Source organism: Knoellia pratensis, assembly GCF_042666395.1.
Classification (GTDB): Bacteria; Actinomycetota; Actinomycetes; order Actinomycetales; family Dermatophilaceae; genus Knoellia; species Knoellia pratensis.
This window is the reverse complement of the sequence record NZ_JBHTDJ010000001.1, coordinates 174,586-188,842: the sequence shown is the minus strand read 5'-3', so window position 1 is coordinate 188,842 and position 14,257 is coordinate 174,586. Positions and strand designations below refer to the sequence as shown.

At 70.0% G+C, this 14,257-nt stretch carries 15 protein-coding genes; 10 read left to right on the top strand and 5 right to left on the bottom strand.

Going from position 1 to position 14,257, the window contains the following annotated elements; all coding sequences use genetic code 11:
• The first annotated feature begins 94 nt into the window (after positions 1–94).
• Positions 95–898 (top strand): VOC family protein, encoded by an 804-nt coding sequence (locus ACFQRE_RS00905; RefSeq protein ID WP_380117830.1) that lies wholly within the window; start codon positions 95–97, stop codon positions 896–898.
• A gap of 65 nt (positions 899–963) precedes the next feature.
• Here the strand turns inward: ACFQRE_RS00905 and ACFQRE_RS00900 are convergent, their stop codons facing one another.
• On the bottom strand, positions 964–2,688 hold the full coding sequence (locus ACFQRE_RS00900) for an ABC-F family ATP-binding cassette domain-containing protein (protein ID WP_380117828.1): 1,725 nt from the start codon (positions 2,686–2,688) through the stop codon (positions 964–966).
• A gap of 78 nt (positions 2,689–2,766) precedes the next feature.
• Between ACFQRE_RS00900 and ACFQRE_RS00895 the strand changes: the two genes are divergently transcribed.
• The 4 genes from ACFQRE_RS00895 to ACFQRE_RS00880 all read left to right on the top strand — a co-directional run bounded on the left by ACFQRE_RS00895 (position 2,767) and on the right by ACFQRE_RS00880 (position 4,975).
• Positions 2,767–3,216 carry an EVE domain-containing protein gene (locus ACFQRE_RS00895; RefSeq protein WP_380117825.1) on the top strand — a complete coding sequence of 150 codons (450 nt, stop codon included), beginning with the start codon at positions 2,767–2,769 and terminating at the stop codon, positions 3,214–3,216.
• Positions 3,217–3,226: 10 nt separating this feature from the next.
• Positions 3,227–3,349, top strand: a complete 123-nt coding sequence (locus ACFQRE_RS00890) for a hypothetical protein (RefSeq protein ID WP_380117823.1) — start codon at positions 3,227–3,229, stop codon at positions 3,347–3,349.
• A complete protein-coding gene (locus tag ACFQRE_RS00885) occupies positions 3,349–4,536 on the top strand; it encodes an acyl-CoA dehydrogenase family protein (RefSeq protein ID WP_380117821.1) in 1,188 nt (395 codons plus the stop codon). The genes ACFQRE_RS00890 and ACFQRE_RS00885 overlap by 1 nt, the downstream gene beginning before the upstream one ends.
• 70 nt (positions 4,537–4,606) lie before the next feature.
• A complete protein-coding gene (locus ACFQRE_RS00880) occupies positions 4,607–4,975 on the top strand; it encodes a tetratricopeptide repeat protein (RefSeq protein WP_380117819.1) in 369 nt (122 codons plus the stop codon).
• Positions 4,976–5,129: 154 nt separating this feature from the next.
• Here the strand turns inward: ACFQRE_RS00880 and ACFQRE_RS00875 are convergent, their stop codons facing one another.
• The 3 genes from ACFQRE_RS00875 to ACFQRE_RS00865 form a co-directional block, all read right to left on the bottom strand.
• Positions 5,130–6,035, bottom strand: a complete 906-nt coding sequence (locus ACFQRE_RS00875; protein WP_380117817.1) for a MerR family transcriptional regulator — start codon at positions 6,033–6,035, stop codon at positions 5,130–5,132.
• Positions 6,036–6,100: 65 nt separating this feature from the next.
• Positions 6,101–6,700: a methylated-DNA--[protein]-cysteine S-methyltransferase gene (locus tag ACFQRE_RS00870; RefSeq protein WP_380117815.1), complete on the bottom strand. Its 600-nt coding sequence runs from the start codon at positions 6,698–6,700 to the stop codon at positions 6,101–6,103.
• On the bottom strand, positions 6,697–7,176 hold the full coding sequence (locus ACFQRE_RS00865; protein WP_380117813.1) for an RNA polymerase sigma factor: 480 nt from the start codon (positions 7,174–7,176) through the stop codon (positions 6,697–6,699). Before ACFQRE_RS00865 ends, ACFQRE_RS00870 begins: the two co-directional genes overlap by 4 nt.
• Before the next feature lie 76 nt (positions 7,177–7,252).
• On the opposite strand from ACFQRE_RS00865, the gene ACFQRE_RS00860 reads away from it, so the two are divergent.
• From ACFQRE_RS00860 to ACFQRE_RS00840, 5 genes are all read left to right on the top strand, one after another.
• A complete protein-coding gene (locus ACFQRE_RS00860; protein WP_380117811.1) occupies positions 7,253–8,083 on the top strand; it encodes a glycerophosphodiester phosphodiesterase family protein in 831 nt (276 codons plus the stop codon).
• A gap of 10 nt (positions 8,084–8,093) precedes the next feature.
• Positions 8,094–8,567: an ATP-binding protein gene (locus ACFQRE_RS00855; protein ID WP_380117809.1), complete on the top strand. Its 474-nt coding sequence runs from the start codon at positions 8,094–8,096 to the stop codon at positions 8,565–8,567.
• 186 nt (positions 8,568–8,753) lie between these two features.
• Positions 8,754–9,650, top strand: a complete 897-nt coding sequence (locus ACFQRE_RS00850; RefSeq protein WP_380117807.1) for a DUF5926 family protein — start codon at positions 8,754–8,756, stop codon at positions 9,648–9,650.
• Positions 9,650–10,459 (top strand): glycosyltransferase, encoded by an 810-nt coding sequence (locus ACFQRE_RS00845; protein WP_380117805.1) that lies wholly within the window; start codon positions 9,650–9,652, stop codon positions 10,457–10,459. The genes ACFQRE_RS00850 and ACFQRE_RS00845 overlap by 1 nt, the downstream gene beginning before the upstream one ends.
• Positions 10,440–11,930, top strand: coding sequence for a hypothetical protein (locus tag ACFQRE_RS00840; RefSeq protein WP_380117803.1), 1,491 nt, complete (start codon positions 10,440–10,442; stop codon positions 11,928–11,930). Before ACFQRE_RS00845 ends, ACFQRE_RS00840 begins: the two co-directional genes overlap by 20 nt.
• Here ACFQRE_RS00840 and ACFQRE_RS00835 read toward each other — a convergent pair.
• Positions 11,857–14,058 (bottom strand): hypothetical protein, encoded by a 2,202-nt coding sequence (locus tag ACFQRE_RS00835; RefSeq protein WP_380117801.1) that lies wholly within the window; start codon positions 14,056–14,058, stop codon positions 11,857–11,859. The two genes, ACFQRE_RS00840 and ACFQRE_RS00835, sit on opposite strands and share 74 nt — an antisense overlap.
• Between the last annotated feature and the right edge of the window lie 199 nt (positions 14,059–14,257).

Below are 14,257 nucleotides of genomic sequence, written 5' to 3'. Positions count from 1 at the left end.
CTGAAAACCCGGACACGCGTATGCCGTGTGGTCCCCTTTGCGGGACCACACGGCATACGCGCGTTTCGGCTTGGGAAGGGCCTAGCCTCGAACCATGGCGACGCAGGGGGAGAAGTGGCCGGCGGGGACGCCGTGCTGGAGCGAGATCATGGTCAGCGACCTCGCGCGCAGCCAGGGGTTCTATCGCGTCGTGCTCGGGTGGGAGTTCGAGGACTGTGGCGAGGAGTACGGCCACTACTACAACGCGCTCGTCGAGGGCCGTCGCGTTGCGGGGATGTCCCCGCCGATGGAGGGCGACGAAGAATGGCCGACTGTGTGGACGACGTATCTCGCCACTGACGACGTCGACGCGACGGGGCGGGCGGCAGAGGCGGCGGGTGCCGAACCGCTGATGGAGCCCACGGACGTCGGGGCGTTCGCACGGATGGGGTTGTGGGTGGATCCCGCTGGGGCGGCGTTCGGGGCGTGGGAGGCGCGCGAGCACACGGGCTATGAGGCCCGCAACGCACATGGCGCCGTCGGCTGGATCGACCTCGCGTCGGCTCGGCTTGAGGCGTCAAAGACGTTCTACGGCACCGTTTTCGGCTTCGCCTACGACGACATGTCGATGAGCGGGATCAGCTATGCGACCTTCACGCCGCCCGGCGCCGAGTGGCCGGCGGGTGGCATGGGGGACCAGCCGCCCGACGACGCACTGGGCCCGCGGTGGTGTGTGACGTTCGAGGTCGATGACGTCGATGCCGCTCGGCAACGGGTCATCGACGCGGGCGGCTCGGCACCCGAGGACCCCTGGGAGTTCGAGTTCGGCCGTCTCGCCACGGTCAAGGGACCTGACGGCGAGGAGTTCTCGCTCATGACGTCGAAGACCCCGGACGACGCAGCACCTACTGCACCGTAGAAGGGGTGATTGCGCCCCTTACGGTGCAGTAGGTGCTGCAGTAGGTGCTGCAGTAGGTGCTGCGTTCAGCGGGCGCGGCTGACCCGGGCTTCGTCCCACACGGCGTTGGGCGTCTCGACGACTCGACCGTCGCTGCCGAAGACGAGGAACCGGTCGAAGGTGCGCGCGAACCACCGGTCGTGGGTCACGGCGAGCACCGTCCCCTCGAAGGCGGTGAGAGCCTGTTCGAGGGCCTCGGCTGAGTGGAGGTCGAGGTTGTCGGTGGGCTCATCGAGGAGGAGCAGGGTTGCGCCGCTCAGCTCGAGCAGCAGGATCTGGAAGCGCGCCTGCTGCCCGCCGGAGAGCGTGTCGAAGGTCTGCTCGCCCTGGTGCGCGAGTTCGTAGCGGTCAAGCACGCGCGACGCCTCCTCGCGACCGCGTCCCGTGCGGTGTTCGTCGCCGCGATGCAGGATCTCGAGAAGGGTTCGCCCGCGCAGCTGCGGCGAGTCGTGCGTCTGGGCGAACCATCCGGGCCGGACGCGGGAGCCCAAGCGCGCAGTTCCGCTGTGCCGCACGTGTTCGATGGCGACGTCGCCGACCGGCTGGTGCTCGATGTCAGGGTCGCTCCCACCCGCGGCGAGCAGCCGCAGGAAGTGCGACTTGCCTGACCCGTTGGAGCCGAGGACGGCAACGCGCTCGCCGAACCAGACCTCGAGGTCGAACGGTTTCATCAATGAATCGGCGTCACCCGACACGGAGTCTGAGTCGCCGGGCGCCAACAGCTCGACGCCGGTGCAGACCACGGCGCGCTTGGCCGTGCGCCCACCGGTGAGCCGCATCGTGACGTTCTGCGCGATGGCGACCTTCTCGGGAGGGCCGGCCTTGACGAACTTCGCCAGCCGGGTCTCGGCGGCGTGGAGCCGTGAGGCCAGGCCGTCGTTGAAGGCTGCCTTCGTGCGATACATGAGGACGAGGGCCTTGAGCTTGGTGTGCTCCTCATCCCAGCGACGCCGCATCTCGTCGAGGCGGTCGTTGCGGTCGATCCGGGCCTGGTGCCACGTCGCGAACGAGCCCGGGTGGATCCACGCGGTGGCCCCGTTGGCCCCCGGCTCCAGGGTGACGACGGAGGTGGCGACCCGCGACAGCAGCTCGCGGTCGTGGCTGATGAAGAGCACCGTCTTGTCGCTCGCGATGAGTCGGTCCTCGAGCCAACGTTTCGAGGGCACGTCGAGGTAGTTGTCCGGCTCGTCGAGGAGGAGCAGGTCGGCCGGGCCGTTCAACAAGGCCCCGAGCACGACGCGCTTCTGTTCGCCTCCCGACAGGGAGGTGACGGCGCGCCACTGAGCCTGCTCGAACGGCATACCCAGGGCCTGGGTCGTGACCGTGTCCCAGACCGTCGTCTCGTAGTCGTAGCCCCCGGCATCGCCCCAGTCCGCGAGCGCCTGGGCGTAGGCCATCTGCGAGGGCTCGTCGTCGACCTCCATGATCCGAAGCTCGGTGGCATTCAGTGCAGAGCCCGCCAGCCGGATGGGTTCCGGCGCAACGGAAATCAGCAGGTCGCGCACGGTCGAGTCGTCGCGGACCTTGCCGACGAACTGGTTCATCACGGCGAGCGTGCCGGAGGTCGTGATGGCGCCTTCGTGGGCCGTGAGGTCGCCGGAGATGATCCGGGTCAGGGTCGTCTTGCCCGTGCCGTTGGGGCCGATGAGAGCGACGCGCTGCCCCTCGCCGACGCGGAACTGCACGCCGTCGAGCAGGGGGCGTCCGTCGGGGAGCGTGAACCCGACCTGGTTGACCTCGAGATGTGCCACGAGAGTCGAGTCTCCCTTCCGGTATGCCGTCCGACCAACTGAGTTCTTCTGTCACCGCCGCGTCGTAGGTTGCCGAACATGGGCAACGACGATGCAGGTCAGCACTTCTGGGTCAACACGATCAGCCGCGAGCACGTGCTGCTCGGGGTGGAGGGCGGCTTCACCCAGGCCGACCACGGCAAGCCCACCCGACTTGCGAAGTTGGCGGCCGGCGACGGCATCCTCTTCTACTCGCCGCGCACGGCCATGCGGGCGGGCGAGGCCTTGCAGGAGTTCACGGCCTGGGGCCTCCTCACCGCCGACCCGATCTACCAGGTGGAGATGTCGCCAGACTTTCGGCCGTGGCGGCGCCGGGTGGACTTCCGTGAAGCGGCGGCCGTGCCCATCCGTCCGATGCTCGGGGAGCTGTCCTTCATCGCGGGCGCACCGAGCTGGGGCATGGTGTTCCGTCGCGGTCTGTTCGAGATTCCCGAGACGGACTTCGAGCTCATCACCGGGCGCATGACTCCCGCCGGGGCTGCCGACTAGGTTTGGCTGCATGGCCAATCCCTCGCGAATGAAGCCCACGCTCGAGGAGCAGATCGAGATCGCCGAGCTCAACACCGGCGTGCGGAGCACCCTCGAGAGCATCAAGCGCGAAGCCGAGGGGCGGGCCGTCTGATGGCTGACACCACGCAGGGTCCGCTCGAACTCTTCGGTATCGAAGGGTTGATCAGCGCCGAGGACCGCGACATGCGTGACACGGTGCGGTCCTTCCTGGCCTCTGAGGTGCGGCCGCACGTGTCGGGGTGGTTCGAGTCGGCGTCCGTGCCCATCCGCGAGCTGGCTCCGCGACTCGGTGAGCTGGGGCTGCTCGGCATGCACCTCGAGGGCTACGGTTGCGCTGGGACGAGCGCCACGGCATACGGACTCGCCTGTGCCGAGCTGGAAGCGGTCGATTCGGGTGTGCGCTCGTTGGTCTCCGTCCAGGGATCGCTGGCGATGTTCGCGATCTGGCAGTTCGGCAGCGAGGAGCAGAAGCAGGAGTGGCTCCCGCGCATGGCTGCAGGCGAGGCGGTCGGATGCTTCGGGCTGACCGAGCCGGACTTCGGCTCCAACCCCGCTGGCATGAGGACGCGGGCGCGCCGCGACGGCGAGGACTGGATCCTCGACGGCTCCAAGATGTGGATCACCAACGGGTCCGTCGCCGATGTCGCGGTGGTGTGGGCGCGGACCGATGCGAGCGATGGCCAGACGATCCGCGGGTTCGTCGTGCCGACCTCCGCGCCCGGGTTCTCTGCGCCCGAGATCACGGGCAAGCTGTCGCTGCGCGCGTCCGTGACTGCCGAGCTGGTGCTGGACGGCGTGCGGTTGCCGGCCTCGGCGATGCTGCCCGAGGCGCGTGGACTGTCCGGGCCGTTGTCGTGCCTGTCGGAGGCGCGGTTCGGGATCATCTTCGGGGCGCTCGGTGCGGCTCGCGATGCGCTCGAGACGACGATCGCCTACACCTTGGACCGCGACATGTTCGACAAGAAGCTCGCGGGCTACCAGATCACCCAGACCAAGCTGGCCGACATGACGCTCGAGCTCGGCAAGGGCATGCTGCTCGCCCTGCACCTCGGCGCGCTCAAGGACGCCGGGACGCTGCGGCCCGAGCAGGTCTCGCTGGGCAAGCTCAACTCGTGCCGTGAGGCGATCAAGATCGCGCGCGAGTGCCGAACCCTGTTGGGCGCCAACGGGATCTCGGGGGAGTACTCACCCATGCGGCACGCCAACAACCTCGAGTCCGTCCTCACCTACGAGGGCACGTCCGAGGTCCATCAACTCGTCATCGGCCAGGCCCTCACCGGGCTGCCGGCCTTCCGCTGATCGGTCTTGCTAGTGATCTCTAGGTTCAAGCATAGATGGCGCTAGCGGCATACATCGAAGGAGAGCTGTCATGAGTGAGGACTCGTTTGCTGCGGACTATGAGGCGGCTCGGGCGCGCTTCGACGCGGGGGAGTATGCCGGCGCCGCGCCACTGTTTGCGTCTCTCGTCGACCGCAGCGTGCTGGAACCGCCACTGCACGGCACCACCGAACTGCGGCTCTATCTCGCTCGGTCGTACTACCACTCGGCCCAGCTCGCCCGCGCCGAGGAGATCCTGCGCGCGATGCTCGTCGACAACCCGGACGACCACTACGCGCTGCTGATGCTCGGCCGGACGTTGCAGCGCCAGAGCCGGCACGACGAGGCCAAGCCGCACCTCGCGATGGCCAAACTGCTCGGCGGCTACGACATCGACGGTCCCGACTTCCCCGAGTCCTGACGGCAGCTCGAGACGTCCAGTTCTTGCTGAGACGTCCACGCAGAGGTGGTCGCGCCGCGAAGAACTGGTCGCGCCGAGGGGCTTGTGCAACCCGGGTGCACCGCACCCGCCCACCCGTGCCCTTCGCCGTTGGCGCGGGTGCGGTCCTGGCTGGTCAGTGACCGGGCTTGCCGCCCCGACCGCGCACCAGGCCGTCCCGAAGCAGAGCAACACCGGTCGCGAGGTCGTGCCCCAGACGCAAGGCACCCGTGACGTCGTCCTGATGGCGGCCACCGATGGCCACCACCACTCCCGACTCGCTCCGACCCAGTTGGTCGATGACCTCCTGCGCCGACACGACGTCGGCGGGGCGTGGCACCGACAGCACCGCGCCGCCGGCCTGAAGGCCCGAGACAGCCACCTCCCAGTCGTGCGATGGCAGATCGGCACCCAGATAGGCAGTCGTGATGCCTGCCTGCCGCGCGGCGACGCTGAAGGCGAGCAGGCCGAGCTCGTGTCGAGCGCCCGATGGAAGGCCGAACACGACCACTGGGCCGGTGGTGCTTCGTATCGCGGCTTCATAGAGACCCGCGAGTTGACGTTGCACGGCATAGCTGACCAAGTGCTCGCCCGCCGCACTGAGTCGCCCATCAGCCCACGCGTCGCCCACTCCCGCAAGGATCGGCATGAGCCATTGGCTCGCCACGTCCGCGAAATCGCCCCTGCCGAGTGACCGGGCAAGGAGAGCGCTCACCGTGGGGCCGTCAAGGCCCTGCGCCGCGGCGAGGAGTTCCTCAAGCCCCGCCGGCGCCTCGACCTCGTCTGAGGGACCCGAGCCCACGTACGCCGAACGTGCGTCTCCTGCGGTGCGCGCCAAGGTCTCAGCCGCCGCCTCGCTCGCGGTCCAACCGTCATGGACGAGCGAGGCCATGATCGCCAGCGCCCTGACGTCGGCGTCGGAATAGAGGCGGTAGCTCCCCTCCGACCGGGCCGGTGACACGACGCCGTAGCGGCGCTCCCACGCGCGCAGGGTCGACAGTCCGATGCCCGTGAGTTCCGCGACGCGCTTGATCGTGTACATGGTCTGTACAGCGTAGGCGTCGACCTCGCCACGAGGGTGGAGCGCGAGGTGCTGGCGCTCAGCGCTCAGCGCTCGCCGTGCCCGGACTCGAGCGTGAGGAGGAATTCCTTGGCAGCCGGCCCACCGGCATACCCGCCGACGTTGCGAATCTTGCCCTCCACGGAACCGCCCGCCGGCAGCACTCGGTGACATGGCACGAAGACGCACAGGGGGTTCGCGCCCAGGGCCGTCCCCACCGCCCGCGACGCCCGCGGCCGGTCAATGGCCGCCGCCAGCGCGCCATACGTGGTCGACGAGCCGTAGCCCACCCGCGACGCCAACCCCGCCAGGACCGCCCGCTGGAACTCGCTCGCCAGAGCGAGGTCGACCGGCACCGAGAAGCCGGTCGCCTTTCCTTCGAGGTATGCCGTGAGCTCACGTCGCGCTGTATCGAGTGGCTTCGCCTGCCGAAGGACCCGGGGCGAAACGCCGTCGGCCAGCCGCTGCAGCCAGACCTCCTCGTCGACGTCGGTGGCGATGTAGGCGGACGTGACCAGCCGACCATCGGAACGCACCGCCAGCAGGAGGCGACCGACAGCGGTGTCCTCGACGGCATACGAGATGTCGGTCTCCGGGAGGACCGGTGGACGCACGTCAGGGGCGAAGGAATCAAAGGCAGTACTCATCGGAGCTCCTCAAGATCGAGGCGAAGGGTGGCCAACGCGTCAGAGACCAGTCGGCGGCTCATCGCAGGGGTCGTGCCGAGCGTCGCCGCAACAGCACGGTGGTCGAGGTCGGCGACGTACTTGAGGACGACCGCCTCGCGTTGACGCTCGGGCAGGTCAGCCACCCGCGCCCACAACCCGTCGTCCGGGACCGACGGCCCATCCACGACCGGCGCCGCCGCCAACACGGCGGGATCCTCGTGTGCCACGGTCCGTCGACCCGCCCGGTGCGCATCCATCGCACATCGATGCGTGATCGTCAGCAGCCAGCCACGCAGGTTGCGCGTCGAGGTCACCCGCGGATAGGCCGCGAGCGCCTGGGTCCACGCCTGTTGTGCGACATCGTCGCCGAGGTTCGGCCCGGCGAGGGCGTGCGCGAGTCGGCCGACATCGCGCCAGTGCGCGTCGACGAGGCTTTGGAAGGGTGGAAGGCTCACGATCCTTCAACGGTATGCCGTGGGGTTGTGTGAGTCGCTCCGCTCACCGGGTCTCGTGCGCTGCCACCATGGACACGTGGCCGTTCCGTACCTGGGAGAGAAGCGCGAGACCGACGGACGGCCTCGGGTGGTGGCGCACAGGGGAGCGAGCGCCGAGCAGCCGGAGCACACGCTCGCGGCCTACATGGCCGCCTTCGGCCAGGGCGTCGACGGCATCGAGTGCGACGTGCGGCTCACCGCCGACCACCACCTCGTGTGCGTGCACGACCGTCGGGCCAATCGGACGAGCAACGGCAGGGGGGTCATCTCCACCTTGGAGCTGGCCCGGCTTGAAGAGCTCGACTGGGCCAGCTGGAAGAAGCTCGACGACGGAACCGCGAGCGAACAGATGGACCGCGACCCGGAGCGCGGCCGGATCCTCACACTCAACCGCCTGCTGGACTCGCTCACCAGCCAGCGCCAGGAGCTCCTCACCCTCATCGAGACGAAGCATCCGACGCGCTATGGCGGGCTCGTGGAGCGTCAGCTCGTCACCGCCCTGCATGCCTTCGGGCTGACGACGGGCGACCTCACGCAGCAGCCGCACGTGCGCGTCATGTCGTTCTCCCTGCTCGCTCTCCTGCGAATGCGCGGTCTCGCGCCGCAGGTCCCGCTCGTCCATCTCGTCGCACAGTCAGCGCCCCGACTCTCGTGGGATGGGTCGCTGCCCAACGGCGTCAACATCGTCGGTCTCGACATGCGGATCGTCCGGCGCTCCCCGTCCCTCGTGAAGGCGCACCAGCGTCGCGGCCACGAGGTCTACGTGTGGACCGTGAACCAGCCCGAGGACGTCGAACGCTGTGCCGAGCTCGGTGTCGACGTCATGATCAGCGATCGACCGCGAGACGTCATGGCCATGCTCGATTAGAGTTCCCGGCGTGACTGCAGCGGAGAAGAAGGCCGACGAGCCCAAGCTCGACGAGTTCGGCGGTGCCATCGGCCAGGGCCAGGTCCGCACCATCCGCGCGCCCTGGGGGCCGAGCACGGTCACCCGGGTGCGCAAGGCCGTCGTCGCCGACCTGCGCGCCCGCGACCTCGACGAGCAGACCATCGACGAGTCCGAGATCGTCGTCTCCGAACTCATGACCAACGCCATCCGCCACGCCCGGCCGCTGGCTGACGGCTGCCTCCGGGTCCGCTGGAAGGTCCGTGGCGAGGTCGTCGAGGTCGAGGTCACCGACGGTGGCGGCGACAGCCTGCCGAGTCCCGCGCCCGCGGCGGTGTGGGTGTCGAGTGGTCGAGGGTTGCGCATCGTCCGCTCCCTCGCCCACGAGTGGGGCTTCGGCGAGGACAAGGGCGGCCAGACCGTGTGGGCCGCCATGGGCGGCCCGAGCCGCCGCCGCGCCACCTGAGCCGGCACCACACCTTTTCCGGGGGCGGCGGGAAACGCGCCCCGAGCAAGGGAACTGTTCCCTTGCTTGAGTCCCCTTTTCCGGGGGCGGCGGGAAACGGACAGGGGCGGGCGCGGTGACGGCATACCCGCTGAAGTTGCGGACGCAAGGCGGAGGAGGCCGCAGCGCACCACTACGCTGACGGCCATGGGCAAGGCTTCTCGACGACGCAGGACCACCGACGACTCCGGCGCACCCGCCAAGCGGCCACGCGCCGCGGCCGCTCCGTATGTGAACCGCCCCTTCGAGGGGTTGCCGCAGGAGACCGAGTGGGTGGCGATCCGCGAGATCCTCCCGGCCGCCACGGTGAGCGTGAGCTTCGCTGCGGGCAAGGGACCCGAGGGCGCCGACACGGCGACCGTCGCCACCGTCCTGCCGATGGCGTGGCCGGCCCTGCGCCGTGCCGACGGCACCGTCCTCGTCGGTACCCAGGCGGGCTCCACCTCGGGTGACCCGAGCCGCGACCTGGCCGCTCAGCTCTTCGCCGCCGCGGCCGCCGAACCGGGCAGCGCCGTGCAGCACGTCCCGACGCCGACCGCCGACAGCCCGCGCCTGCAGGACGTCCTCGACCTCGACGCCCCCTTCGAGGTGCAGGTGCACGAAGGCTTCGACTTCTGGGTCGACGAGCAGGACCTCGACGACGCGGGCAAGGAATCCCTCGAGCGCGCCAACGAGTCCGTCGTGCCCACCGTGCGCATGGCCGCCCTCACGTCCGCCTACTGGGTCCGCATCGGCGAGCGCACCTACATCCGCCTCGTCCTTCCCGACGACGAGGACGTCGCCACCGACGCCCTCGCCCGCCTCCACGCAGCCGGCGAGTCCGGGCTCGGCGACGGCACCCGCCTCCTCGGCGCCTTCCGCGCCTGCGGCCTGCTCGTGCCCGTGTTCGAGATCCCCGCCGACAGCGAACCCGCCGCTCACGAGGACGCCCTTAAGGCCTTCGGCGACCGGTATGCCGCCGCGCTGGCTTCCGCTGAATCCCTCACCGCCGATGAACGACGGGCTCGCTCGGGTCTGCTCAGCCGCCAGGTGACCCTGCGCTGATGGTGGGGGGCGTGGGGACGGGCGCACCGACGGGGCATTCGACGGGCCAGTCGCCGGACCGGCGGACGGTCGCGGCCATCATCCCGTGCAAGGACGAGACCGACCGGATCGTCGCGACGGTCAAGGCCGTCCTCGCTCTCGACGGTGTCGACAAGGTCGTCGTCGTCGATGACGGCAGCAGCGACGACACGTCCGCCGTGGCGGATGCCGCCGGGGCCGACGTCATCGTCCACGCCCGCAACTTCGGCAAGGCCGCAGCCCTCGAGACCGGCGTGCGCCACCTGCGCGAGCTCGAGTCCTTCAACGCCACCGACACCCACTCACCCCGCCACCTGCTCTTCGTCGACGGTGACCTCGAGTCCTCCGCGAGCAACCTTCACGTGCTGCTGCCGCCGGTGCTCGAGGGTCGGGCCGACATGACGATCGCGACGCTCCCGCCCCAGTCCAAGGTCGGGGGTGGCCACGGTTTCGTCGTCCGGCTCGCCCGCGACGGCATCACGAACCTCACCGGCTGGACCGCCAAGCAGCCGCTCTCGGGCATGCGCTGCCTCACGGCCGAGGCCTTCGACGCGGCCAGCCCCCTCGCCCCCGGCTGGGGGGTCGAGGTCGGCCTCACCGTCGACGTCCTCTCCGCCGGACTGCGAATCGCAGAGGTGCCGTGCGAGCTGCAGCACCGAGTCTCCGGCAAGGACTGGCGCGGACAGGTCCACCGCGCCAAGCAGTACCGCGACGTCTGGCGCGCCCTCACCCGCCGCAGGGTGCGCAAGGTTCTCACCGAGCGTGCACCCGGTGTCGCACAACGCTTCTGACGCCGGCGACCGCGCTGGCGTCACCCGTGTCCGAGTTCGCCTGGGCTTCCTCGTCGCGTCGTTCGCCCTGCTCCTCGTCGTCGGGCTGAGCCTCCCGCACGCCGCCGCCCCCGACCTCGGCCCGCGAGGCTGGGCGCCGGGCCACCTGCTCCCGTTCGCCCTCGACCCGGCGCTCGTCACGGCAGCCATGTGGACGGCCTACGTGCTGGGCGCGGCGGCCATCGTCCTCGCGGTGACCGGCAGCGGTGGCCGTGAGCTGCCGCGTCCCGTGGTCGCCGTCCTCGCCCTCCTCGCAGCGCTCGCGACGCCGTTCGGTTCGGGCGATCACGTGAGCTACGCGGCATACGGACGCATTCTCGCGCTCGGCGACAACCCCTGGCTCGTCTCGCCGAACACCTGGCGCGGCGGCACCGACCCGGTCGTCAGCCGGGTCGAGGCGCCCTGGACCGAGGAGCCCAGCGTCTACGGGCCGTTCGCGACGCTCATCCAAGGGCTCACGTCGCACGGTGGCGGCGACAACCTGCGTCAGACCGTGTGGCTGTGGCAGCTCATCGTCATTGCCTCGTGGCTCGCCGTCCGTTGGGCACTGCGGCGGATGCTCCCCGGCCGCGAGGCACGCATCGACGCGATCTGGACGGCCAACCCGCTCGTCTTCTCCGTCGGCGTCCTCGGCGCGCACGTCGACCTGCTCGCCACGGCGCTCGTCGTCCTCGCCGTCTGGGCCGCTCACCGCCATGCCGGCCTCGGCGGCGCCGCCCTCGCCGGCACCTTCGCGGCGCTCGCCGTGTCATCGAAGTTCACGTATGCCGTCGTGCTGCTCGCGCTCCTCCTCGCCTTCCAGCGCCGACGGTTGGCCCGCGGTGGTGTGCTGCTGGCATCGACCGCGGTCGTCGCCGGCGCCCTGCAGCTCTGGGCAGGGCCGAATGTCTACGACCAGATCGGGCGATCGGCCAAGGCGGTGGCCCTGGCATCGCCGTGGCGCTGGTTCCTCGAAGCGTTCAACGGTGGCCCGACCGTGCGGTCGCTCATCTCGGCGCTGGCAGCCGTCGCGGCCATCGGGTTCGCCTTCTGCTTCTTCCGCCTCATCCGACCTCATCGGGAGTCCACGGTGGGGGCTCGAGCGCTGGCCTGGCTTGTGGTTCTCACCGGTGCCTATGCCTTGGCGGCGCCCTACTCGTTGCCCTGGTACGACGTCATCGTCTGGGCTGGCCTGCCGGCAGTGGGCGCTGCGGCGGTCGCGGTCGTCGACCTCATCCTGTTGGCCCGGCTGTGGATCATGACGATGGCCTACACCCCGGGGCGAGTGCTCGGCATGACGCCCGCCGTCGAGGACGTCACGATGACGGTCCGGACGCAGGTGGCGCCCGCAGTCCTGCTCGCGGTGTGGGCCTGGTTGGTCAGGAGCGCCGGGCGCGGCGGGTCCCGGCAACAGCCCGCAGATCGTCCTGAAGGGTCCGCACCACGACGCTGACGATGAGCGGCACGGCAACTGTGGCGCCGACGGCCGGGATGGCCGTCCCGGAGTCGTTGATGAGGAAGCCGACCGTCAGGGTGATGACGAGGGCCACGAGACCTGCGCGCAGCGTCGGTGCCTTCTCCGTGGCCTTGCTGAGTCCGCGCGAACCCCATGAGGTCGGCTTCGCGAGGACGTAGATGACGAAGAGCAGGGCCGCCGGTACGAGCAGGGTGAGCGGAGCATTGCCGGTGAGAATGCTCCAGTTCTGCTGGCCCTTGCGGATGACGATGTCGAGGGCGTTGCCGTCGATGATCGCCTGGATGAAGCGGCCAAGGTGGCTGCGGTCATCGGGGGCGCGCAGCCAGTCGAGGCCGGCCACGGCAAAGAACAGGCCCACGGATCCGAGTCCGATCATCGCGACGCGCTGCCACGTCATCCGCAGGCCGAGGATCGACAGGATGAGGTAGGCGATGCCCGGGATGTAGGCCGGCGGGCCTCCACCGTCGGCGCCCCAGAACGGCGCTCCGTCGACGATGACCGTGCCCACGCCAATGGCGAGGACGACGGCCGCGGCGACACGCGGTCGGCGGTGGCTGACGAGATAGCTCGACACCGCCGTCGCGAGCAGGATCGACGACGTGGCGAAGAGCGCGAACGTCACGTTGCCCATGCCATAGAACCGGCCGCCGACCACCGGCTGCAGGCCCATGAGCGAGGACTGCTGGAGCCTCGAGCCGGTGAGGATGTCCCCGGCGAGCACAGCGACCGTGACGGCCGCGACGAAGGCGAGGGAACCGAGAGCGGCGCGTCCCCACGGACCCCGCAGTGCGGCATACGCAATCAGGGCGACGAAGATGCCGACCGCACCCACGATCGAGACCATCGGGATCGGGAACCGCCACCAGGGCAGGAGGTTCGCGAGGAAGGTCGAGGCCGGCACCGACGCGGCGGCCACGGCGATGATGCGAACGATGCCGAGGACCCGGCGACGGGTGTCGGGGCCGCCGATCTTGCCCTTCCAGACGAGGAGCACGAGGAGATAGATGACGAGCTGCCCATAGGCGAAGACGCTGAAGAACGGCGGCACGAGGCTGTGCACCTCGTGGCTGGCGAGGTCGTAGTCGACGAGCTTCTGGAGCCGGTCGGCCGCGCGCTTCTCGGAGTTGTCCGGGGCCGGGTCGCTCGTGAGGGGCGTGCCGCCGAGGTTGCCGGGGATCGTGATGCCCGTGATCGACATGAGCGTGATCGGGAGGTCCTGGGCCTGGATGAGACCGGGCTGGCGGGTCGACTGGGCGTTGAGCTGGCCCGGGCCGTAGTGCGGGCCGCGGGCCACGGCGAGGCGCAGGCGCTCGGTGACGCCGGCGTCGGACAGGCTCGCGACGATGAAGTCGGCGCCCCCGGGAGCGGCGTTGACGATGTCGCCGACCTTCTTGTCGATGGCCGCGATCTGAGCCGCCCGGCTGCCCTCCGCGGGCTGCTCACCGGCGGCCAGGTCGGCGGGGTCGCGCACGCTGCCCACGTCGACGATGGTCACGGGGCACGTGTTCATGTCGACGAGCAGGTTCGCGTCGGAGTAGGGGGAGTAGCGATCAACCGTGCCCTCGGGCAGGGCCGCGGCCACCGCGGCGCCCGGGCCGACCGGCTTGATGCAGACGTCCGACTTCGCGGCGGCCTCACCGAGCAGGCCCAGCTTGCTGTCGAACTTGCGGTCAGCGGCGGCCTTGACGAACGTGTCCCACCCGGGGATGACGCCACCTGTCGGCTCCCCGATGGGGCTGCACGGACGTTCCGGCGCAGGGCCGGTGCCGGTGCGCGGGGCGGCGGCGCGGTTGGCCGCCGACAGTGCGAGCCAGCCGTCGATGGGGCAGGTGTTGGACTCGACCGAACGGATCGACATCGCCGCGCTCGAGCCGTCCCGCAGGAGCATCCAGAGGTTGGGGGTCTCCTTCTCGGAGACGTCGGTCCAGGTGATGCCCCCGGTGCCGATGAGGACCGTGGCCCCGAAAGGGTCGTGGGGTGCGGCCGGCTTGCTCGTGGCCAGACTGGCTTTCGCGGCGTGGGCCGTGAGGGGGAACGCGGCGACGCTCAGACCGAGCACTGTCCCAAGGGCGGCGAACAGGGCTGCGAGTGATCGTCTGGACACCTCACGGATCCTACGGGGGCCCTCCGGTGGCGCCCTGCCGAGGAGGTGAAGGGCGTGTGGAGATCGTGTGCGGCCGGCATACCGACACAATGGCGGGGTGCCACTGACGAAGCCCACCCCGAGACACGTGCCGCTGCGATGGCAGTGGCCCCTGGCCATCGGCCTCATCGCCCTCGCGGCGGTGCCGGGCGTGCTGCGC

Bases quoted from the DNA above. Each gene is read 5' to 3' on its own strand.
- ACFQRE_RS00905 (WP_380117830.1), top strand. From the start codon at position 95: ATGGCGACGCAGGGGGAGAAGTGGCCGGCGGGGACGCCGTGCTGGAGC.
- ACFQRE_RS00845 (WP_380117805.1), top strand. From the start codon at position 9,650: ATGGTGGGGGGCGTGGGGACGGGCGCACCGACGGGGCATTCGACGGGC.
- ACFQRE_RS00885 (WP_380117821.1), top strand. From the start codon at position 3,349: ATGGCTGACACCACGCAGGGTCCGCTCGAACTCTTCGGTATCGAAGGG.
- ACFQRE_RS00880 (WP_380117819.1), top strand. From the start codon at position 4,607: ATGAGTGAGGACTCGTTTGCTGCGGACTATGAGGCGGCTCGGGCGCGC.
- ACFQRE_RS00870 (WP_380117815.1), bottom strand. From the start codon at position 6,700: ATGAGTACTGCCTTTGATTCCTTCGCCCCTGACGTGCGTCCACCGGTC.
- ACFQRE_RS00850 (WP_380117807.1), top strand. From the start codon at position 8,754: ATGGGCAAGGCTTCTCGACGACGCAGGACCACCGACGACTCCGGCGCA.
- ACFQRE_RS00875 (WP_380117817.1), bottom strand. From the start codon at position 6,035: ATGTACACGATCAAGCGCGTCGCGGAACTCACGGGCATCGGACTGTCG.
- ACFQRE_RS00890 (WP_380117823.1), top strand. From the start codon at position 3,227: ATGGCCAATCCCTCGCGAATGAAGCCCACGCTCGAGGAGCAGATCGAG.
- ACFQRE_RS00895 (WP_380117825.1), top strand. From the start codon at position 2,767: ATGGGCAACGACGATGCAGGTCAGCACTTCTGGGTCAACACGATCAGC.